Annotated in this window: 20 protein-coding genes; 9 read left to right on the forward strand and 11 right to left on the reverse strand. The window is 71.5% G+C overall.

Annotated features, from left to right (window positions below):
• Window positions 1-66 precede the first annotated feature (66 nt).
• Complete coding sequence (gene wblA / locus ABT171_RS15720; RefSeq protein WP_174673986.1) at window positions 67-405, forward strand: transcriptional regulator WblA; 339 nt, start codon at window positions 67-69, stop codon at window positions 403-405.
• Window positions 406-861: 456 nt separating this feature from the next.
• Here wblA and bagB read toward each other — a convergent pair whose 3' ends face one another.
• Together bagB and bagA are read right to left on the reverse strand one after the other, a co-directional pair.
• Window positions 862-2,271: an ATPase BagB gene (gene bagB / locus ABT171_RS15725; RefSeq protein WP_351243900.1), complete on the reverse strand. Its 1,410-nt coding sequence runs from the start codon at window positions 2,269-2,271 to the stop codon at window positions 862-864.
• Window positions 2,268-3,245 (reverse strand): ATPase BagA, encoded by a 978-nt coding sequence (gene bagA / locus ABT171_RS15730; protein WP_351243902.1) that lies wholly within the window; start codon window positions 3,243-3,245, stop codon window positions 2,268-2,270. Before bagA ends, bagB begins: the two co-directional genes overlap by 4 nt.
• Window positions 3,246-3,396: 151 nt before the next feature.
• Here bagA and sp36 point away from each other — a divergent pair, with 151 nt between their 5' ends.
• From sp36 to ABT171_RS15750, 4 genes are all read left to right on the forward strand, one after another.
• Window positions 3,397-3,558 (forward strand): Sp36 family protein, encoded by a 162-nt coding sequence (sp36, locus tag ABT171_RS15735; protein WP_003975360.1) that lies wholly within the window; start codon window positions 3,397-3,399, stop codon window positions 3,556-3,558.
• Window positions 3,555-4,019 (forward strand): RidA family protein, encoded by a 465-nt coding sequence (locus ABT171_RS15740; protein WP_351243904.1) that lies wholly within the window; start codon window positions 3,555-3,557, stop codon window positions 4,017-4,019. Before sp36 ends, ABT171_RS15740 begins: the two co-directional genes overlap by 4 nt.
• A 94-nt stretch (window positions 4,020-4,113) precedes the next feature.
• Window positions 4,114-5,007 carry an NUDIX hydrolase gene (locus tag ABT171_RS15745; RefSeq protein WP_351243906.1) on the forward strand — a complete coding sequence of 298 codons (894 nt, stop codon included), beginning with the start codon at window positions 4,114-4,116 and terminating at the stop codon, window positions 5,005-5,007.
• Window positions 5,004-5,834, forward strand: coding sequence for an MBL fold metallo-hydrolase (locus ABT171_RS15750; protein ID WP_351243908.1), 831 nt, complete (start codon window positions 5,004-5,006; stop codon window positions 5,832-5,834). Before ABT171_RS15745 ends, ABT171_RS15750 begins: the two co-directional genes overlap by 4 nt.
• On the opposite strand, the gene ABT171_RS15755 is transcribed toward ABT171_RS15750, so the two are convergent.
• Together ABT171_RS15755 and ABT171_RS15760 are read right to left on the reverse strand one after the other, a co-directional pair.
• On the reverse strand, window positions 5,831-6,319 hold the full coding sequence (locus ABT171_RS15755; RefSeq protein WP_351243910.1) for an SRPBCC family protein: 489 nt from the start codon (window positions 6,317-6,319) through the stop codon (window positions 5,831-5,833). The genes ABT171_RS15750 and ABT171_RS15755 overlap by 4 nt on opposite strands.
• 39 nt (window positions 6,320-6,358) lie before the next feature.
• A complete protein-coding gene (locus ABT171_RS15760) occupies window positions 6,359-7,033 on the reverse strand; it encodes a Crp/Fnr family transcriptional regulator (RefSeq protein ID WP_023547771.1) in 675 nt (224 codons plus the stop codon).
• A 276-nt stretch (window positions 7,034-7,309) separates the two neighbouring features.
• Here ABT171_RS15760 and nth point away from each other — a divergent pair, with 276 nt between their 5' ends.
• The 3 genes from nth to ABT171_RS15775 all read left to right on the forward strand — a co-directional run bounded on the left by nth (window position 7,310) and on the right by ABT171_RS15775 (window position 10,454).
• Window positions 7,310-8,335, forward strand: a complete 1,026-nt coding sequence (nth, locus tag ABT171_RS15765) for an endonuclease III (RefSeq protein ID WP_351243913.1) — start codon at window positions 7,310-7,312, stop codon at window positions 8,333-8,335.
• A gap of 161 nt (window positions 8,336-8,496) precedes the next feature.
• Entirely contained in the window at window positions 8,497-9,159 is a 663-nt protein-coding gene (locus ABT171_RS15770) for an NUDIX hydrolase (RefSeq protein WP_351244138.1), read from the forward strand.
• Window positions 9,160-9,254: 95 nt separating this feature from the next.
• Window positions 9,255-10,454 carry a MarP family serine protease gene (locus ABT171_RS15775; protein ID WP_351243915.1) on the forward strand — a complete coding sequence of 400 codons (1,200 nt, stop codon included), beginning with the start codon at window positions 9,255-9,257 and terminating at the stop codon, window positions 10,452-10,454.
• Window positions 10,455-10,542: 88 nt separating this feature from the next.
• On the opposite strand, the gene ABT171_RS15780 is transcribed toward ABT171_RS15775, so the two are convergent.
• From ABT171_RS15780 to ABT171_RS15805, 6 genes are all read right to left on the reverse strand, one after another.
• Window positions 10,543-10,722, reverse strand: coding sequence for a hypothetical protein (locus tag ABT171_RS15780; RefSeq protein WP_351243917.1), 180 nt, complete (start codon window positions 10,720-10,722; stop codon window positions 10,543-10,545).
• A 187-nt stretch (window positions 10,723-10,909) separates the two neighbouring features.
• Window positions 10,910-11,842: an alpha/beta fold hydrolase gene (locus ABT171_RS15785; RefSeq protein WP_351243919.1), complete on the reverse strand. Its 933-nt coding sequence runs from the start codon at window positions 11,840-11,842 to the stop codon at window positions 10,910-10,912.
• On the reverse strand, window positions 11,839-12,327 hold the full coding sequence (locus ABT171_RS15790; protein WP_351243921.1) for a phage holin family protein: 489 nt from the start codon (window positions 12,325-12,327) through the stop codon (window positions 11,839-11,841). The genes ABT171_RS15785 and ABT171_RS15790 overlap by 4 nt, the downstream gene beginning before the upstream one ends.
• A 126-nt stretch (window positions 12,328-12,453) precedes the next feature.
• On the reverse strand, window positions 12,454-13,896 hold the full coding sequence (gene nhaA / locus ABT171_RS15795; RefSeq protein WP_351243923.1) for a Na+/H+ antiporter NhaA: 1,443 nt from the start codon (window positions 13,894-13,896) through the stop codon (window positions 12,454-12,456).
• 179 nt (window positions 13,897-14,075) lie between these two features.
• The gene (gene acs / locus ABT171_RS15800) at window positions 14,076-16,031 is read right to left on the reverse strand and encodes an acetate--CoA ligase (protein WP_351243924.1); all 1,956 of its coding nucleotides are present in this window, start codon (window positions 16,029-16,031) and stop codon (window positions 14,076-14,078) included.
• A 48-nt stretch (window positions 16,032-16,079) separates the two neighbouring features.
• The gene (locus ABT171_RS15805) at window positions 16,080-18,479 is read right to left on the reverse strand and encodes a SulP family inorganic anion transporter (RefSeq protein WP_351243926.1); all 2,400 of its coding nucleotides are present in this window, start codon (window positions 18,477-18,479) and stop codon (window positions 16,080-16,082) included.
• Window positions 18,480-18,759: 280 nt separating this feature from the next.
• Here ABT171_RS15805 and ABT171_RS15810 point away from each other — a divergent pair, with 280 nt between their 5' ends.
• Entirely contained in the window at window positions 18,760-20,025 is a 1,266-nt protein-coding gene (locus ABT171_RS15810) for a polysaccharide deacetylase family protein (RefSeq protein ID WP_351243928.1), read from the forward strand.
• 3 nt (window positions 20,026-20,028) lie between these two features.
• Here the strand turns inward: ABT171_RS15810 and ABT171_RS15815 are convergent, their stop codons facing one another.
• A complete protein-coding gene (locus ABT171_RS15815; RefSeq protein ID WP_351243930.1) occupies window positions 20,029-21,009 on the reverse strand; it encodes an ATP-binding protein in 981 nt (326 codons plus the stop codon).
• Between the last annotated feature and the right edge of the window lie 18 nt (window positions 21,010-21,027).

Genomic DNA, 21,027 nt, shown 5'->3' on the forward strand with positions numbered 1-21,027 from the left:
CTGGCGGCGGTGAATATGCCGCTGCCGCCGTGGGGGAGCCTCGATTCGGGAGAGGACGGCGCCGGTATGGGCTGGGTAACCGACTGGAGTGCGCAGGCTGCCTGCCGCACTACCGATCCGGATGAACTGTTCGTTCAGGGAGCAGCGCAGAACAGGGCCAAGGCGGTGTGCACCGGATGCCCGGTACGCACCGAATGCCTGGCCGACGCGCTGGACAACCGCGTCGAGTTCGGCGTGTGGGGAGGTATGACGGAGCGGGAGCGCCGCGCACTGCTGCGCCGCCGGCCCACCGTGACCTCCTGGCGCAGGCTGCTGGAGACCGCCCGCTCGGAGTACGAGCGCGGCGCGGGCATCGTGCCCCTCGACAACGACGAGGTGTACGAGCACTACGCGGCGGTGAGCTGAGGGCGTTCCCTCCGGCATACCCCCGGGGCACAGCTCCAGGAAACGCCGAGTGGGTACACGCCCGGGGTCCGGGACGGTCCCGGGAAGCTGCGGTCCCGGGAAGTGACGGGCGCGACGGGTCCGGGAGTACCGGCCATGCCGGGCGCGCGTGTGCCACCCACGCGCGTACGACAGCCACTGGCGCACGTATGGCAGCCATCCCCGCGTCTGCGACTGACTGCTCGCTCGCCTCGGCTCGCCCAGGGCGGCAGCCACGGGCGCACGCATGACCGCTCGCCCGCACGCGCATCACGGCCACGCCCGCGCCTGCCGCCGCCCGGGTGCGCCCGTGCCCTCGCCGTTCGCCTGCGCATGTGTGACCGCTCGCTCACGCGGGCATGCCGGTCGCCTGCGCGCCCACGACCGCTCGTCACGCCAGGTGCCGTGCAGCCGCCGGTCGCCTCACCCGTGGCCGCGCTACGGCTGTTCCGTGCGGTCTGCCGCGCCCGCTGCCAGCCGGGCGCCGATGTCGCGCAGGCCCGTGAGGTCGTGGACGTCGCCGGGCAGCGCGGGTACTTCGACCACCGCCACCTCGGGGTGACGGGCGGTGAAACGGTCACGCGTGCGCTGCTCCCGCGAGAGCAGCTGCATGCGATCGGCGTGCAGTCGCAGCAGCCCCGCGGTGAGCCGGTCGACGGAGCGCTCCGGGTCGGCGGGGGAGCCTTCTTCGGAAGGAGCGTCGAGTGCGGCCTCGGAGGCGGGGGATCGCGAACTGCCGTATGAAACTGGAGAGTTACGAAGTCCAGCTTTCCCGCCCCCCTGATCCACAATGCGGGGCTCCTCAAGATTTTCGGCGGCGGCGAGCGCCCGCTCGGCCGACAGCCGGCCCGCGTCGCTGCCATGGACCCGGTTCAGCACCAGACCCACCAGCGGCATCTTCTCCTCGGCCAGCCGCTCCACGAAGTACGCCGCCTCCCGGAGCGCGTCCCGCTCCGGGGCCGCGACCACCAGAAACGCCGTGCCGGGCGCCTGGAGCAGCTTGTACGTGGCGTCCGCGCGCGTACGGAACCCGCCGAACGTGGTGTCCATCGCCGCCACGAAGGTCTGGACGTCCTTCAGCAGCTGGCCGCCCAGCAGCTTGCCGAGGGTGCCGGTCATCATCGACATGCCGACGTTGAGGAAGGCCATCCCCGCGCGTCCGCCGAGCTTGGCGGGAGCCGTCAGCAGCCGGATCAGCCGGCCGTCCAGGAAGGAGCCGAGCCGCTTGGGCGCGTCCAGGAAGTCCAGCGCGGAGCGGGACGGCGGGGTGTCGACCACGATCAGGTCCCACTCGTCCTTCGCGCGCAGCTGGCCCAGCTTCTCCATCGCCATGTACTCCTGCGTGCCCGCGAAGCCCGCCGAGAGCGACTGGTAGAAGGGGTTCGCCAGGATCGCGGCCGCCCGCGCGGGGTCCGCGTGCGCTTCCACGACCTCGTCGAAGGTGCGCTTCATGTCGAGCATCATGGCGTGCAGTTCCCCGCCCGCCCGTCGCCCGCCATCGCCCTCGGCCGCATCGCTGCGCGAGGCCCCTCCCTGGTCCTCGGTGCCCTTCACCCGGCGCGGCACGTTGTCGAGCGAGTCGATGCCCATCGACTGGGCCAGCCGCCGGGCCGGGTCGATGGTCAGCACGACCACCTTGCGGCCCCGCTCGGCCGCCCTCAGGCCGAGGGCCGCCGCGGTCGTCGTCTTGCCGACCCCGCCCGAGCCGCAGCACACCACGATCCGGGTCTTCGGGTCGTCCAGCAGCGCGTCGATGTCGAGGGTGCGCGCGGGAGAGAGACCGTGGGTCTTCTCCCGCCCCTCGGTCTGTACCGCCGCCTCGGGTGCCTCGGCCGGGTCCGGACTCATGACAACCCCTGCTTCCGCAGCTCGGTGGCGAGTTCGTACAGGCCCGCCAGGTCCATGCCCTCGGCGAGCAGCGGCAGTTCGCCCAGCGGCAGGCCCAGCTCGCCGAGGGCCGCGCGCTGCTCCTGCTCCAGCGCGTACCGCTCGGCGTACTCCGCGGCCTGCTGCAGCAGCGGGTCCACCAGCTTCTCCGCGTTCCCGCCGCGCCGGGCCCCGCCCAGGCCGGCCGCCGACAACGCCTGTGCGACAGAGGAACGCTCCACGGTCCGTACGAGTTCCAGGTCGGCCGCGTCCAACACCTGGGGCCGGACCATGTTCACGATGACCCGGCCCACCGGCAGCCGCGCCGCGTGGAGTTCGGCGATGCCGTCGGCGGTCTCCTGGACCGGCATCTCCTCCAGCAGCGTGACCAGGTGCACCGCCGTCTCCGGCGACTTCAGCACCCGCATCACCGCCTGCGCCTGATTGTGTATGGGGCCGATCTTCGCCAGGCCCGCCACCTCGTCGTTGACGTTCAGGAAGCGGGTGATGCGGCCGGTCGGCGGGGCGTCCATGACGACGTAGTCGTACGCGAACCGGCCGCTCCTGTCCTTGCGGCGCACCGCCTCGCATGCCTTGCCGGTCAGCAGGACGTCCCGGATGCCCGGTGCGATGGTGGTGGCGAAGTCGATCGCGCCGAGCTTCTTCAGGGCCCGGCCCGCACCGCCGAGCTTGTAGAACATCTGGAGGTAGTCCAGAAGGGCCAGTTCGGGGTCTATGGCGAGGGCGTACACCTCGCCGCCCCCCGGAGCGACCGCGATCTTCCGCTCCTCATACGGCAACGCCTCCGTCTCGAAGAGCTGGGCGATGCCCTGCCGGCCCTCGACCTCCACGAGAAGCGTCCGCTTCCCCTCGGTCGCGAGGGCCAGCGCCAGTGCGGCGGCGACCGTCGTCTTTCCGGTCCCGCCCTTGCCGCTGACGACCTGGAGCCTGCTCACGTCTTCGAGACTAACCAGTCCGGCCGAGACTCACGCGGGAGGCTGTGGATAACGCTGGTCACAGCCTGCTGCCCGGCCTGTGGACAACGCCGGACACAGCCGGCCCCGGTCGCCGCCGTCCCCGCCGGTCGCAGCGGCTACAGTCGGCCCCATGACCAAGTGGGAATACGCAACCGTGCCGCTGCTCGTCCATGCCACGAAGCAGATTCTGGACACCTGGGGCGAGGACGGCTGGGAGCTCGTCCAGGTCGTGCCCGGGCCGAACAACCCCGAGCAGCTCGTGGCCTACCTGAAGCGGGAGAAGCAGGCATGAGCGCGGTCGAGGCCAGGCTGGCCGAACTGGGGCTGACCCTGCCGGAGGTCGTACCGCCGCTGGCCGCGTACCAGCCGGCCGTGCAGTCCGGGGTGTACGTCTACACCGCCGGCCAGCTGCCGATGGTCGAGGGCAAGCTGCCGGTCACCGGCAAGGTGGGCGCCGAGGTCACGCCGGAGGAGGCCAAGGACCTGGCCCGTACGTGCGCGTTGAACGCGCTGGCCGCGGTGAAGTCCGTCACCGGCGACCTGGACCGCATCGCGCGCGTGGTGAAGGTCGTCGGCTTCGTCGCCTCCGCCGCCGACTTCACCGGGCAGCCCGGTGTCGTCAACGGCGCCAGCGAGCTGCTCGGCGAGGTCCTCGGCGACAAGGGCGTGCACGCCCGCAGCGCGGTCGGCGTCGCGGTGCTGCCGCTGGACGCGCCGGTCGAGGTCGAGATCCAGGTGGAACTCGCCCCGTAACCCCGCCGGACACGCCGGAACACGCCGGAACACCTCTGGCCTCTGGCCTCGGGCACCTCTCGAACATTCGCCCTACACGGGATAGCCTCCGGCCATGGCGAACGGTCAGTGGTACCCCCCGGAGTGGCCGGACCGCATCCGCGCGCTCGCGGACGGCACGCTCACCCCGGTGTCCCCCAGACGCGCGGCCACGGTGCTGCTCCTGAAGGACACCGAGTCCGGTCCGGTCGTCCACATGCTGCGCAGACGCGCCTCCATGGCCTTCGCCGGAGGCGCGTACGCGTATCCCGGAGGCGGGGTCGACCCGCGCGACGACGACCGTCTGGTGCGCTGGGCGGGCCCCACGCGCGCGTGGTGGGCGGACCGGCTGGGCGTCGACGAGCCGGGCGCCCAGGCGATCGTCTGCGCGGCCGTACGGGAGACGTACGAGGAGACGGGCGTCCTGCTCGCCGGGCCCGACGCGGAGTCGGTCGTCGGCGACACCACCGGCGACGACTGGGAGGCGGACCGGGCCGCGCTGGTCGCGCGTGAGCTGTCGTTCGCCGAGTTCCTGGACCGGCGCGGACTGGTGCTGCGCTCGGACCTGCTGGGCGCCTGGACCCGCTGGATCACCCCCGAGTTCGAGGCCCGCCGCTACGACACCTGGTTCTTCGTGGCCGCGCTGCCGGAGGGCCAGCGCACACGGAACGCCTCCACGGAGGCCGACCGCACGGTGTGGATCCGCCCCGCTCAGGCCGCCGCCGGCTACGACAAGGGCGAGCTGCTGATGATGCCGCCCACCATCGCCACCCTGCGCCAGCTGCTGCCGTACGCCGGCGCCGCCGAGGCACTGGCGGCGGCCCCCGGGCGCGACCTGACGCCGGTGATGGCGCGCGCCCGCCTGAGGGACGGCGAGATCGTCCTGTCCTGGCCGGGGCACGAGGAGTTCACCAAGCACGTCCCGACCGCTCCGAGGACCGCTGAGACGACCGGTGGAGGCCCCGTATGACCGACGCAAGCGCCCTGCCGGGCCAGCCCCGCGGCCAGGTGCTCTCCGGCCCCGCCACCGAACGGGCCGTCAACGTCCTCGCGCCCAACGCCTCCGCGATGACCCTGGACGGCACCAACACCTGGATCGTCGCCGAGCCGGACTCCGATCTCGCCGTGGTGATCGACCCGGGCCCGCTGGACGACGGCCACCTGACCGCCGTCGTCGACACCGCCGAGAAGGCCGGCAAGCGCATAGCCCTGACCCTGCTCACCCACGGCCATCCCGACCACGCCGAGGGCGCCGCCCGCTTCGCGGAACTGACCGGCACGCGCGTGCGTGCTCTCGATCCCGCGCTGCGCCTGGGCGACGAGGGCCTGGCCGCGGGAGACGTGATCGCCGTCGGCGGCCTGGAGCTGAGGGTCGTAGCGACCCCCGGGCACACCGCGGACTCGCTGTGCTTCCACCTCCCGGCCGATCGGGCGGTGCTGACCGGCGACACCGTCCTCGGGCGGGGTACGACGGTCGTGGCGCACCCCGACGGCCGTCTCGGCGACTATCTGGACTCCCTGCGCCGGCTGCGGTCCCTGACCGTGGACGACGGCGTGCACACCGTCCTGCCGGGCCACGGACCGGTCCTGGAGGACGCCCAGGGCGCCGTGGAGTTCTACCTCGCCCACCGCGCCCACCGGCTCGCCCAGGTGGAGACGGCGGTCGAGGACGGCTACCGCACCCCGGCCCAGGTCGTCGCCCACGTGTACGCCGACGTGGACCGCTCCCTGTGGCCGGCGGCGGAACTGTCGGTACGGGCCCAGCTGGACTACCTGAGTGAGCACGGGCTGATCTAGGCCCCCTCGTTCGGATCACACCGGCGTCCAAGCGGCGGGGCCTGGTCGGCGAGGGCCTTCTCGGCGGCGCCGAGGATGTCGCCGAAGGTGCGCGTGATCACCGGGCGGGCCGGCAGCCGGGTGAGCGGGGCGCCCAGCAGCGGCAGGTGGATCTCCGCCCGGGTGGTCCACCGGACCAGGGTGCCGCCGTCCGTCTCGGCGAACGTCATCCGGCCGAGCTCGTGCCGGGACGGCGGCACGCTGCGCTCCACGACGTACTCCGTGGCGTACGGCGGGTCGTACCGGGTGATGCGCTCCCGGAACCAGCCGATCAGCCACAGGTGGCTGCGGACGGCGCCGACGCCGTAGGGCGCGGCCTCGCGTGCCGGGCCGGCCGGCAGCGCAGCACCAGGGGGGAGGCGGTGTAGTGGGCGGCGGCACGCGGCTCGGCCTCGGCGCGGGCCGGCCTCGACGGCCCCTCCGTACGACAGCGGGGCCCGGCTCACGAGGAGCGGGGCCCCGAGGGCCGTACGGCCGGACCGGCGTCAGCGCGACCGCTTCGCCAGCCTCTCCACGTCCAGGAGGATCACCGCACGCGCCTCCAGGCGGAGCCATCCGCGCTGGGCGAAGTCCGCCAGCGCCTTGTTCACGGTCTCGCGCGAGGCGCCGACCAGCTGGGCCAGCTCCTCCTGCGTGAGGTCGTGAACGACGTGGATGCCCTCCTCGGACTGCACGCCGAAGCGGCGCGAGAGGTCCAGCAGGGCGCGCGCCACGCGGCCGGGCACGTCGGAGAAGACCAGGTCGGACATGGCGTCGTTGGTCTTGCGCAGGCGGCGGGCGACGGCGCGCAGCAGGGCGCCGGCCACCTCGGGGCGGGCGTTCAGCCAGGGCTGGAGGTCGCCGTGGCCGAGGCCGAGCAGCTTGACCTCGGTCAGCGCGGTCGCGGTCGCCGTGCGCGGGCCCGGGTCGAAGAGCGACAGCTCACCGATCAGCTCGCTGGGACCGACGACGGCGAGCATGTTCTCGCGGCCGTCGGGGGAGGTGCGGTGCAGCTTGACCTTGCCCTCGGTGACGACGTACAGCCGGTCGCCCGGGTCGCCCTCGTGGAACAGGGAGTCGCCGCGTGCGAGGGTCACCTCACTCATGGAGGCGCGAAGCTCCGCGGCCTGCTCGTCGTCGAGAGCCGCGAAGAGCGGGTTGCGCCGCAGAACGTCGTCCACTGAGTTCTCTCCTTGTCGACCTGCTCAGGGGATCTTGCTCCCCCGAGTGCCAGGGGACCGTGTTCCCCATTTTGCCGGACGGTCCAAACAGTGTGATCTGTCACAAGGATGCCGCACAGGTGTCCCGAGGTAAGCGTCAGGGGTCCAATCGGAGTCCGATCAACCGGGTCCGGGGCGGATGTCGGTGCCGGGCTCTAGGCTGGCCGGGTGTCCAAATCGCCGGTGACAGCACAGGACAAGGGGGTTGAGCGGGTGGTTGTACGTCGCGATTCCGCTGTGGGCGAACAAGGCTCGGACGGTGGTGAGAAAACCAGAAAAACGGCTAAAAAGGCCGCCGCCAAGAAGGTCGCCGCCACCAAGAAGGCCGCCGCCACCAAGAAGGGCACCCCCGGCAAGAAGGCCGCCGCTGCGAAGAAGGCGACTGCTGCCAAGAAGGTCACCGCAGCGAAGAAGGCCGTGGCGACCGGCAAGGCCGTGGCGGTGCGGAAGGCCGCGCCCGCCAAGAAGGTCGCCGTGAAGCCGCCGGGGGACGACTCCCGCACCGCGCTGGTCCGCCGCGCCCGCCGCATCAACCGCGAGCTGGCCGAGGTGTACCCCTACGCCCATCCCGAGCTGGACTTCGAGAACCCCTTCCAGCTGCTGGTGGCCACCGTGCTGTCGGCCCAGACCACCGACCTGCGCGTCAACCAGACGACCCCGGCGCTCTTCGCGAAGTACCCGGCCCCCGAGGACCTGGCCGCCGCCAACCCGGAGGAGGTCGAGGAGATCCTGCGCCCCTGCGGGTTCTTCCGGGCCAAGACCAAGTCGGTGATGGGGCTGTCCAAGGCGCTCGTCGAGGACTTCGGCGGCGAGGTCCCGGGCCGGCTGGAGGAGCTGGTCAAGCTGCCCGGCGTCGGCCGCAAGACCGCCTTCGTCGTGCTCGGCAACGCCTTCGGACGGCCCGGGATCACCGTGGACACCCACTTCCAGCGGCTGGTGCGGCGCTGGCAGTGGACCGGGGAGACCGACCCGGACAAGATCGAGGCCGCCGTCGGCGCGCTGTTCCCGAAGAGCGACTGGACCGACCTCTCCCACCACGTGATCTGGCACGGCCGCCGTATCTGCCACGCCCGCAAGCCCGCCTGCGGCGCCTGTCCGATCGCCCCGCTCTGCCCGGCCTACGGCGAGGGCGAGACCGACCCGGAGAAGGCGAAGAAGCTCCTGAAGTACGAGAAGGGCGGCTTCCCCGGCCAGCGGCTCAAGCCCCCGCAGGCCTACCTCGACGCGGGCGGCAAGCCGGCCCCGCCGCTGGGGGCCGCGTGACGGAACGATCTCGGGGCCCCCGGGCGTTGGACAGACAGAGCGAGGGGGTGGCGATGGCGAGGGTCGGTGAGACACGGGGCGGTCCGGTGACGCGCGGTGCGGCGGCGCGCGGTCCGGTGGCGCGCGGCCCGGTGGCGCGCGGTCCGGTGGCGCGCGGTCCGGTGGCGCTCAGCAAGGAGGGGCTGCCCCCGTGGCTGGCGCCGGTGGTGCGGGCGGCCGAGACGGTCGAGCCGCTCCAGCTGAGCCGCTTCCTGCCGCCGGAGAACGGCTCGGGCCGCAAGTCGGCCGTGCTGATCCTGTTCGGCGAGGGCGAGCGGGGCCCGGAGCTGCTGCTGATGGAGCGCGCCGGCTCGCTGCGCTCGCACGCCGGGCAGCCGTCCTTCCCGGGCGGCGCGCTCGACCCCGAGGACGGCGACCCGCACACCGACGGCCCGCTCCGGGCCGCGCTGCGCGAGGCCGAGGAGGAGACCGGCCTGGACCCGTCCGGCGTCCAGCTCTTCGGTGTGCTGCCCGCGCTCTACATCCCGGTCAGCGGCTTCGTCGTCACGCCCGTCCTCGGCTGGTGGCGCACACCCAGCCCGGTCGGCGTCGTCGATCCGAACGAGACCGCGCGGGTCTTCACGGTCCCCGTGGCGGATCTCACGGACCCCGCCAACCGCGCCACCGCCGTCCACCCCAGCGGCCACCGAGGCCCGGCATTCCTGGTCGAATCGGCCCTGGTGTGGGGCTTCACAGCCGGAGTGATCGACCGCCTGCTCCACTTCGCGGGCTGGGAGCGCCCCTGGCACCGGGAGAGACAGGTCCCGCTCGACTGGCACTCATGACAGGGTGTCGTCCGTGCTGTGTCTTTCCGGGGGCCGACCCCTGGACCCCCGGCCGGGCCGCGGGGAGCGGAGTGGAGTAGGCGAGGCCTGAAGCAGTGAACGTGCTGGACATCCTGTTGCTGGTCGCGGCCGTGTGGTTCGCGGTCGTCGGCTACCGCCAGGGCTTCGTCGTCGGCATCCTGTCGGTGATCGGGTTCCTGGGCGGCGGCCTCGTCGCCGTCTACGCACTGCCCGTCCTCTGGGACGCCGTGACCGACAACGCGCAGGTCGGCACCACCGCTGCCGTGGTCGCCGTGGTCGTCGTCATCGTCTGCGCCTCCGTCGGCCAGGCCCTGACCACCCACCTCGGCAACAAGCTGCGCCGGTACATCACCTGGTCCCCGGCCCGCGCCCTGGACGCCACGGGCGGCGCCCTGGTCAACGTCATCGCCATGCTGCTGGTGGCCTGGCTGATCGGGTCCGCCCTGGCGGGCACCACCCTGCCGACGCTCGGCAAGGAGGTGCGCGGCTCCAAGGTGCTCCTCGGTGTCTCCCGGGCGCTGCCCGCCCAGGCCGACACCTGGTTCGCGGACTTCTCCTCCGTCCTCGCGCAGAACGGCTACCCGCAGGTCTTCAGCCCCTTCGCCAACGAGCCGATCAAGGACGTGGAGCCGCCCGACCCGGCCCTCGCGAACAGCCCGGTGACCCTGCGCGCCCAGCGCTCCATCGTGAAGGTGACCGGTACCGCCCAGAGCTGCGGCAAGGTCCTGGAGGGCACCGGCTTCGTCTTCGCCGACCGCCGGGTCATGACCAACGCGCATGTCGTAGGCGGCGTCGACGCGCCCACCGTGCAGATAGGCGGCGAGGGCCGCAAGTACGACGCCAGGGTCGTCCTGTACGACTGGAAGCGCGACATCGCCGTGCTCGACGTACCCGCCCTGCGGGCGCACGCCCTGCGGTTCTCCCCGCAGGACGCGTCCGGCGGCGACGGCGCGATCGTCGCGGGCTTCCCGGAGAACGGCTCGTACGACGTGCGCGCCGCACGCGTGCGCGGGCGCATCACGGCCAACGGCCCGGACATCTACCACCGCGGCACCGTCCGCCGGGACGTCTACTCGCTGTACACGATCGTCCGTCAGGGCAACTCGGGCGGCCCGCTGCTCACCCCCGACGGCCGGGTGTACGGCGTGGTGTTCGCCAAGTCCCTCGACGACGCCGACACGGGCTACGCCCTCACGGCGGACGAGATCCGGCCCGACATCGCGCGCGGACGCGCGGCGAACGAGCAGGTGGGCACGGACAGCTGCGCCCTGTGACGCCCCGGACAGAGCCCGGAAAGAGGCCCGGACAGAGGCCCGGAATCGGGCTCGGGAAGAAGGCCGGGAAGAAAGTCAGCCGCGCGGGTCAGCCGCGCGGGTGACGCAGACGCACGGACACCCAGCGGGCGCGGCGGCGCAGGATGTGCGGAATCCCCACGCGGAGGTCTCCTTCGGCGAGTTGCGGGTTGCCTCGCTGAGGCGTGCTCAAGCCGGCGGCCGAGCGGCGGTTGCGGGGTGCGTCACTGTAGTCGTGCGTCCAGCCCATACCCCGACGTGTGCCCCGCCCGAAGGTCGATAACCGCCTGAGCGCCGCCCAATTGGCCTATGCGGCAGGCATGTGGCCGTTCGGGGGACAAGTGTTCACGATCCGGATACTCCACGCATCGAGCCCGTCACCGAACGGTCACAAACGAACGCCGCCCACCGGCGCTCCCATCCGCCACCGGCGTGTGTCACCGGTCCGGCTCGGGATCCTTCAGCCAGTTGACCAGTTCCGCGGAGAACGCCACCGGGTCCTCCTCGTGCGGGAAGTGGCCGAGGCCGTCGAACAGGCGCCAGCGGTACGGCGCTTCGACGTACTCGCCCGAACCGGCCGCGCTGCGTGTGCGCGTCACCGGGTCCAGGGACCCGTGCAGATGCAGCGTGGGCACCCGCACCGGCCGCTTCATCCGGCGGTTGAACTGGATGCCGTCCGGGCGGGCCAGCGAACGCACCAGCCAGCGGTACGGCTCGATCGCGCAATGCGCGGTCGACGGGATGCACATGGCCCGCTGATAGATCTCCACCGCCTCGTCCTCCGGCGGGCGCGGCCCGGACCAGTCCCGGATCAGCCGGCCCACCAGCTCCCCGCCGCTCGCGGTGAGTTGACGCTCCGGGACCCATGGCCGCTGGAAACCCCAGATGTAGGAGTTGGCGGCCGTCTGGCGGGCGTCCCGCAGCATCGCCGCGCGCCAGCGCCGCGGATGCGGCATCGAGACGACGGCGAGGCGCCGGACGAGCTTGGGCCGCATCGCCGCCGCCGTCCACGCCAGATAGCCGCCCAGGTCATGGCCGACCAGCGCCGCGTCCGGCTCGCCGAGCGAGCGGATGACGCCGGTGACGTCGAGCGCGAGATTGGCGGGGTCGTACCCGCGGGGCGTACGGTCGCTGCCGCCGATGCCCCGCAGGTCCATCGCCACCGCCCGGTAGCCCGCGTCCGCGAGCGCCACCAGCTGGTGCCGCCAGGTCCACCAGAACTGCGGGAAGCCGTGCAGGAGCAGCACCAGGGGGCCGTCGCCGAGTTCGGCGATGTGGAAGCGCGCGCCGTTGGCGGCGACGTCCCTGTGCGTCACCTTTTCCCCGTGGGGAAGGTCGATCCGTACGGCCGAGGGGGCGGGGTCCGTCATGACGACGAGCGTGCCACAGCCTCGATGGCCGCGGGGGCCCGGTCTTCGGGCAGCTCGGGGCGCGGATGCGGCTTGGCGTTCTGCAGGACGCCCGCCGTCTCCTTCATGGAGGCGGCCACCTTCTGCGGGCCCTTGTCCTTCTTGGCCTTCTTCGCGAACGTCACGCCGATCAGCGCGAGGAGGCCGGCGACCAGCACGTTGGCCGCGAAGGACAGCAGGAAGCAGACCGCCAGGTTCCAGCCGCTCCAGGTCCGGATGCCGTAGGCGAGCGCGAAGTTGAGCATCGGCAGGGAGAACACCAGCACGGCGCCCGCCATCGAGAAGGCGCCGCCGCTCATCGCGCCCTTCTTCACGTCCCGCTTCAGCTGGGCCTTGGCCAGCGCGATCTCGTCGTGCACCAGCGCCGACAATTCGGTCGTCGCCGAGGCGAACAGCTGGCCGATGCTGCGTTCGGCGCCGACCGGGCTGCCGTCGGGTGCGCTCATCGCGTTCTCCCTCAGAGTTCTCTCGTGCCGCAGGCGTTCCGTCGGGTACGGGCGCCCCGCCGGCGCGGCCGTCCTGTCCGGCCGTCCCGCATCTGTGGCCGTCTTGTTTTGTACCGTCTCGTCAGATCATGCCGGACGGTCGTGCTCCTCGCCTGCCCCGCCCGGTACTTCCGCAAGCCCGTGGCGCGCCGCAGCCGCCCGCTCGGCGGCGATCCGCCGGTGTTCGGCGGCCTTGCGCTCGTGGATCTCGGCCATGCGCAGGTGGTAAGCGGGGTCGTCCTGCTCGTAGATGTCCGGGATGCCGTCGAGGTCCTCGTCGCGTTCCTCCTCCTCGCACAGCCTGCGGTACTTGGCGTTGCGTATCTTCAGCAGCACCGTCGCACACAGCGCCGCGATCAGCGATCCGGTGAGGACGGCCGCCTTGACCTCGTCGGCGAGGACGGCGTCGCCGGCGAAGGCGAGCTCCCCGATGAGCAGGGAGACGGTGAAGCCGATGCCGGCGAGGGAGGCCACCGCGAAGACATCGGCCCAGGCGATGTCCTCGCTGAGGGAGGCCCGGGTGAAGCGGACGGTGAGCCAGGTGCCGCCGAAGATGCCGAGTGTCTTGCCGAGGACGAGCCCCAGCACCACGCCGAGCGTCTCCGGCTTGGTGAACACATCCCCGAGCGCGCCGCCGGAGACGGTGACCCCGGCGCTGAACAGCGCGAACAGCGGCACGGCAAGCCCCGCGGACAGGGGCCGCGCCAGGTGCTCGATGTGCTCGCCCGGCGCGTGCTGCTCGCCCTCCCGGGTGGTGCAGCGCAGCATCAGGCCCATCGCCACGCCGGCGATGGTGGCGTGCACGCCGCTGTTGTACATCAGCGCCCAGATCACCACGGCCAGCGGCACATACACGTACCAGCCGCGCACGCCCTTGCGCAGCAGCAGCCAGAAGACCACCAGCCCGGCGGCGGCCCCGCCGAGCGCGGCGAAGTTCAGCCGGTCGGTGAAGAAGACGGCGATGATCAGGATCGCGAAGAGGTCGTCGACGACCGCGAGGGTGAGCAGGAAGGCGCGCAGCGAGCTGGGCAGGGAGGTGCCGATGACCGCGAGGACGGCGAGCGCGAAGGCGATGTCGGTGGCGGTGGGCACCGCCCAGCCCTGTGTGGAGCCGTGCCCGGTGAGGTTGGTGAGGGTGTAGACGAGCGCCGGTACGGCCATGCCGCACAGCGCGGCCACCACGGGCAGTACGGCCGCCCTGGGGGCGCGCAGGTCCCCGGCGACCAGCTCGCGCTTCAGCTCGATGCCGGCGACGAAGAAGAACACCGCGAGGAGGCCGTCGGCGGCCCAGTGGGCCACGGACAGGTCGAGGCCGAGCGAGCCGGGGCCGAGGTGGAAGTGGCTGACCGACTCGTAGCTGTGGCGGAGGGCCGGGACGTTCGCCCAGAGCAGCGCCGCCACGGAGGCGAGGAGCAGCAGGACGCCGCCGACCGTCTCGGTGCGCAGCGCGTCCGCGACGAAGGCACGCTCGGGCAGGGACAGACGTCCCAGGGCCTTGCGGGCGGTTTTGCGGGTACGGGGCGCGGCCACGGCGGGGACCTCCGGGTCGGTACGGCGATGATCACGCCGTCACGCGGAATCGCCGACGGCGCCGCCGACCAGACTTCCCGGCACACCCTGAGATCGCCATTTTACTCGATTTTGACGCCAGAGGTCAGTGAGCCGGACGGAAAGGGGTGCCCGGTGCCGATCCCGGGCACCCCTTTCGCCTAGTCCTCGCTGGGCGCCGCGGGCAGCTTGGCCTGGATGAGGTCCATGACCGTGCTGTCGGTCAGTGTGGTCACATCCCCCAGCTGACGGTTCTCGGCCACATCCCGCAGCAGCCGCCGCATGATCTTCCCGGAACGGGTCTTCGGCAGCTCGGCCACCGGCAGGATCCGCTTGGGCTTGGCGATCGGCCCGAGCGTGGCGCCCACGTGATCGCGCAGCTCGCCGACGAGCGCCTCGGTCTCCGCGGCCGTACCGCGCAGGATCACGAACGCGACGATCGCCTGGCCGGTGGTCTCGTCGGCGGCACCGACGACGGCCGCTTCGGCGACCGACGGGTGCGAGACGAGGGCCGACTCCACCTCCGTGGTGGAGATGTTGTGCCCGGACACGAGCATCACGTCGTCCACCCGGCCCAGCAGCCAGATGTCGCCGTCGTCGTCCTTCTTCGCGCCGTCACCGGCGAAGTACTTGCCCTCGAAGCGGGACCAGTAGGTGTCGATGAACCGCTGGTCGTCGCCCCAGATGGTGCGCAGCATCGACGGCCACGGCTCGGTGAGGACCAGGTAGCCCCCGCCGCCGTTCGGCACCTCGTTCGCCTCGTCGTCCACGACGGTCGCGCTGATGCCGGGCAGCGGGGTCTGCGCGGAGCCGGGCTTGGCGTCGGTGACGCCGGGCAGCGGCGAGATCATCATCGCGCCGGTCTCGGTCTGCCACCAGGTGTCCACGACGGGCGTCCGGTCCGCGCCGATGTTCTTGCGGTACCAGATCCACGCCTCGGGGTTGATGGGCTCGCCCACCGAGCCGAGGACGCGCAGGGAGGACAGGTCGAACTTGGCGGGGATGTCGTCGCCCCACTTCATGAACGTCCGGATCGCCGTCGGCGCGGTGTAGAGGATCGTGACCTTGTACTTCTGCACGATCTCCCAGAACCGGCCCTGGTGCGGGGTGTCCGGCGTGCCCTCGTACATGACCTGCGTGGCGCCGTTGGCCAGCGGGCCGTACACGATGTACGAGTGCCCGGTGACCCAGCCGACGTCGGCCGTGCACCAGTACACGTCCGTCTCCGGCTTGAGGTCGAAGACCGCCCAGTGGGTGTACGCCGTCTGGGTGAGGTAGCCGCCGGAGGTGTGCAGGATGCCCTTCGGCTTACCGGTCGTACCCGAGGTGTAGAGGATGAACAGCGGGTGCTCGGCCTCGAACGCCTCCGGGGTGTGCTCGGCGGACTGCCCGTCCACGAGCTCGTGCCACCACACGTCCCGGCCCTCGGTCCAGGCCACGTCCTGTCCGGTGCGGCGCACCACCAGCACGTGCTCGACGTTGTCGGCCTTCCGGATCGCCTCGTCCACGGCCGGCTTGAGCGCGGACGGCTTGCCGCGCCGGTAGCCGCCGTCGGAGGTGATGACGACCTTGGCGTCCGCGTCCTGGATCCGGGTCGCGAGCGCGTCCGCCGAGAAGCCGCCGAAGACCACCGAGTGCGCGGCGCCGATCCGGGCCGAGGCCAGCATCGCGATCGCCGTCTCCGGGATCATCGGCATATAGATGGCGACGCGGTCGCCCTTGCGGACACCCAGCTCCAGCAGGGCGTTGGCCGCCTTGGACACCTCGTCCTTCAGCTCGGCGTAGGTGATCGAGCGGCTGTCGCCTGGCTCACCCTCGAAGTGGATGGCGACCCGGTCCCCGTGCCCGGCCTCCACATGGCGGTCGACGCAGTTGTACGCGACGTTCAGCTCGCCGTCCTTGAACCACTTCGCGAACGGCGGGTTCGACCAGTCCAGCGTCTCGGTCGGTTCCTTGGCCCAGGTCAGCCGGCGGGCCTGCTCGGCCCAGAAGCCGAGCCTGTCAGCCTTGGCCTGTGCATACGCCTCCGCCGTGACGTTGGCATGCGCGGCCAGGTCGGCGGGTGGCGCGAACCTGCGTTCTTCCTTGAGCAGGTTGGCCAGGCTCTCGTTGCTCACGACATCTCCCTCTCGAAGGGTGTCCGTTGTGTCCCAGGCCACAGCTCATCAGACACGGGGGTCCGATGACAAGGGCCGACCGCAAAATTGGTTTAGACCTGTCGAGGCGGCGCTCTCGTCCGCCGGGCTCTCTGCTGTCTTCGCGGGCACCCCTTCCGTGACACTTGCCGTGACGTCCTCGAACACGTCGCCTTCTTCGGTCCGAGCGAGCAGATACGCCTGAGCCTCGCCCACGTGGAAGTACATGCCGTGCAGCTCCAGTTCGCCCCCGGCCAGTGCCCGGGCCACCGGACCGTGCGCCCGCAGGTGCTCCAGCTGCTGGATCACGTTGATCAGGCACAGCTGCTCCACCGCGTCCACCGGCGCCCGCCCGGCGATCCGGGGAAGGGCGCGCCGGTCGCCGGCCATCCGCGCCACGCTCGGCCGCCCGTGCCGGAGCCAGCGCCGCAGCGGGGTGCCAGGGGCGGCCCCGCCCGCATCGGACGTCGTTGCCAGCGCCTGCATCGCTCCGCAGCCCGAGTGCCCGCACACGGTGATGGAGCGCACGCCGAGCACGTCGACCGCGTACTCGACGGCGGCCGCCACCGAGTCGTCACCGTGCTCCTCGCCCGGCGGCGGCACCAGGTTGCCGATGTTGCGGACGACGAAGAGGTCGCCGGGACCACTGGCGGTGATCATCGACGTGACGAGTCGGGAGTCGGCGCAGGTGAGGAAGAGCTGCGCGGGTTGCTGGCCCTCCCGGGCGAGCCGCGCGAGCTCTCGCCGTACCAGCGGCGCGGTGTTGCGCTGGAACGAGCTGATGCCACGGACCAGTTCCCGGCCGGCCGGAGCGGCGACGGCTTCCGGGAAGCAGGACTGGTGGTTGCGCCAGGGCGTCCAGGGCCGGCACCGGCATCCGGCTGAGGGGATCGGCCCGGCGGTCCGCACTCCGCCGCGCCGGCCCGACAGCTCGGCCGTACCGCCCCGGGCCGTGTGTCCGCTGAGCCAGTCCTGCAGTGACTCGTACGCCGCGTGGTCCATGAACGACCCGTCCAACTCGACGACGGCGTGGGCGCCTTGGGGTACGAGATGCAGGGCTCGGCTGAGCCGGGGCACCGCGAGGAACGTCAGCTGTCCTCGGACACGTACGTGATGGACTCCTTCCTTCTCGTCGTGGGTGATGCGGGTGCGGGCAAGGCGGTTGAGGGCGACGGCGACCGCCACGGCGACACCGAGGAGCACGCCCTGGAGGACGCCGAGGAGCACCACGCCGAGCGTGGTCGCGGCGTAGACCGGCACTTCTCGGTGGCGCGTCACCGTGCGGATGTGGTGCAGGGACACCATCTGGATACCGACGGCCATGACCAGGGCGGCGAGGGAGGCGAGCGGGATCTCCTCCAGGGCCGGGACCATCAGCAGCGCGGCGACTACTACGAGAACGCCGTGCAGCATCGTGGAGTTCCGGCTCACGGCACCTGAATTCACATTCGCGGTGCTGCGCACGGCCACGCCGGCGACCGGCAGTCCGCCGAGCGCTCCGGAGACGATGTTGGCGGCGCCCTGGCCCAGCAGCTCCCGGTCCAGGTCCGAGCGTCGGACCCGGGGGAGGGGGCCGGGGCGCCCCGCGACCAGCTTGTCCACGGCCACCGCGCCGAGCAGCGACTGCACACTGCACACCAGGGTGGTAGTGAGCACGGCCGCAGCGAGGCCGAGCGCCGGGCCCTCGGGCAGTCCGGCCAGGGCGTGGCTGCGCCAGGACGGCAGGTCGACCCGGGGCAGGGTCAGTCCGGTCAGGGCCGCCGTGGCGGTGGCTCCGGTGACGGCGACGAGGGAGGCCGGCACGCCCCGGAGCAGCCGGCCGGCACGGCCGGGCAGGCGGGGCCAGGTCAGCAGCAGGGCGATCGTCAGCGCGCTCATCGAGACGGCGGCCGGGTGCAGATGGGCCAACTGGGCGGGCAGCGCGCGCAGGTTGGCGAGGACGGAGCTGTCCGGGCTGCCGCCGAGGACGATGTGCAGCTGGGCGACGGCGATGGTGATGCCGATGCCGGCGAGCATGCCGTGCACCACGGCCGGACTGACCGCGAGCGCGCCGCGCGCCACCCGGAGACAGCCGAGACCGAGCTGGGCGAGCCCGGCCAGGACGGTGATGCCGCAGGTCGTCCGCCAGCCGTAGCGGTGGATCAAGTCGGCGGTGACCACGGTGAGTCCGGCGGCGGGCCCGCTGACCTGGAGCGGGCAGCCGCCGAGCCGGCCGGCGACGATGCCGCCCGCGGCGGCGGCCACGAGACCGGCCTGGAGCGGAGCGCCGGTGGCCAGGGCGATGCCGAGGGACAGGGGCAGGGCGATCAGGAAGACCGCGAGGGACGCGGACAGATCGGCGCCCGCCACGGACAGGCGGCGCCGGCGGCCCGGCGACGGGCTGTGCGACGCGTGCGGGTGCGGCGTGTGCGGTGGTGCGCAGGCTGACATGGTCCCGTCTCCTCCGGGGCGGCAGGTCGCGGACTGGGCGGGATGGATCACCATCGGTAAATGAACCGTAATGAAACGTAAAGACAAGGCATAACTTTCCAGGGCAAATGGAGCAAAGCATCGCTCACTGGAGTGAATTAATCATTTGATCGGCTTGTCGTACTAATTCCTTCTCGCTCCTGTGCGACCTTGACGGCGCTGCCGTGCACAAGCCCGGCACATCACCAGAAAACGGCCCTCGTCAGCGTGTGCCCGAGAGAAGGAAGAAGGTGGGCGGAACATGGCCGCCACCCAGAGGATCGCCGTCGGCGCCGTGGTCGCCGCGGCCTGTGCCTCGTCGCTCGCCGGTTGCGCGACCGGCTCCAACGGTTCGAAGGAAGGGGCGTCCGGCCCGCAGAAGGGGGCGGCGGCCCCCGGGAGCGTGCTCCGGCTGATCGGGGACGGATCCACCGCGTACACCGGCGCACAGCCGTATCTGCCGAGACCCGAGCGGCTGAAGCCGGGTCAGAAGCCGCCGCAGTTCGTCGTGTTCTCCTGGGACGGCGCGGGCGAGGACAGCCAGAAGCTGTTCTCGCACTTCCGTAAGGTCGCCAAGGAGAACCACGCGGCCATGACGTTCTTCCTCAGCGGTGTGTACCTGCTGCCGGAGGAGAAGCGTGACCTGTACAAGCCTCCCCAGCATTCGCCGGGCAGCTCCGACATCGGCTTCAACGACGAGAAGGGGATCGCCGACACCGTCAAGCAGGCACGGCTGGCCTGGCTGGAGGGCCATGAGATCGGCACGCACTTCAACGGCCATTTCTGCGGGCCCGACGGCGGGGTCGGCACCTGGTCGGTGGACGAGTGGAAGAGCGAGATCGCCCAGGCCAAGCAGTTCGTGAAGGGCTGGAAGAGCAACAGCGGCATGAAGAGTTCGGCCCCGCTGCCCTTCGATTACGACAAGGAGCTGATCGGCGCCCGCACCCCCTGCCTCGAAGGTCAGCAGAACTTCATGAAGGCGGCCCGCGAGTTGGGCTTCCGCTATGACTCCAGCGGGGTCAACGACCAGGTGTGGCCCAAGAAGAAGGAGGGGCTGTGGGACGTGTCCATGCAGCTGGTGCCCTTCCCCGGGCACACCTATGAGCAGTTGACCATGGACTACAACTTCATGGTCAACCAGTCCGGCACCGAGACCCAGGGCGACCCGGACAAGTTCGACTACTGGGGGGACCAGATGCGCGACGGCCTCATCAAGGGCTTCTACCGGGCCTACGACGGCAACCGCGCGCCGCTGATCATCGGCAACCACTTCGAGTCCTGGAACGGCGGCACGTACATGCGGGCCGTCGAGGACACGGTGAAGGAGGTGTGCAACAAGCCCGACGTGCGCTGTGTGTCCTTCCACCAGCTGGTCGACTGGCTGGACGCCCAGGATCCGAAGACCCTGGAGAAGCTGCGCACCCTGAAGGTGGGCGAGGCTCCCAGGCAGGGCTGGGCGTCCTTCCTCTCCGGCCGCCCGGCCCCGGCGCCCAAGGGTGTGCCCGGGGCGCCGGCGGTCAAGCGGTAGGCGTCAGGCGGGGATCGCCACGCCCTCGCCGAGCACGAAGGCGGGGTCGACCTGCGCCGCCAGGTCGACCCCGGTGCGCTCGTTGCCCCACGCCTCGGCGTTCTTCAGGTGGAAGTGCACCATCTGGCGGGTGTAGCGCTCCCAGTCCCGCAGCTCGTACGTGGCGTCCGCGGTGGCCCGCAGGGTGTGCAGGGCCCGGGCGTTGGCCTCCTCCAGGAGGTCGAACCGCGGCGGGCGGCCCTTCTCCATGGCGCGCACCCAGTCCGAGCGCCCGACCGTCACGAGCAGGTCGTCTCCGACCTCCGCGCGCAGGAAGTCGATGTCGTCCTGCTCCTGGATCTTGTTGCCGACGACCTTCAGGGCGACACCGAAGTCGCGGGCGTACTCCTTGTACTGGCGGTAGACGGAGACCCCCTTCCGGGTGGGCTCGGCGACGAGGAACGTCATGTCGAAGCGGGTGAACATGCCGGAGGCGAAGGAGTCCGAGCCCGCCGTCATGTCGACCACGACGTACTCGTCGGGGCCGTCGACGAGGTGGTTCAGGAACAGCTCCACCGCTCCCGTCTTGGAGTGGTAGCAGGCGACCCCCAGGTCGGCGTCCGTGAAGGGGCCGGTGACCATCAAACGGACGGCGCCGCCGTCGAGTTCCACCGGGCGCGCACAGGCGTCGTAGACGGGATTCGGCTCCCGTACCCGGACCAGCCGCGAACCCTCGCCGGGCGGAGTCGTCTTGATCATGGTGGCGGCGGAGGGGATCCGCGGGTTGGCGCCGCGCAGGTAGTCCTTGATCAGCGGCAGCCGCTCGCCCATGGCGGGCAGCGCGGCGGCCTCCCTCTCGTCGAGGCCGAGCGCGGGCCCGAGGTGCTGGTTGATGTCGGCGTCGATGGCGACCACCGGGGCGCCGGAGGCCGCGAGGTGCCGGATGAAGAGGGAGGAGAGCGTGGTCTTGCCACTGCCGCCCTTCCCGACGAAAGCAATTTTCATGTTCACCAAGAGTAGTCA

Source organism: Streptomyces sp. NPDC001851, assembly GCF_040297165.1.
Taxonomy (GTDB): Bacteria; Actinomycetota; Actinomycetes; order Streptomycetales; family Streptomycetaceae; genus Streptomyces.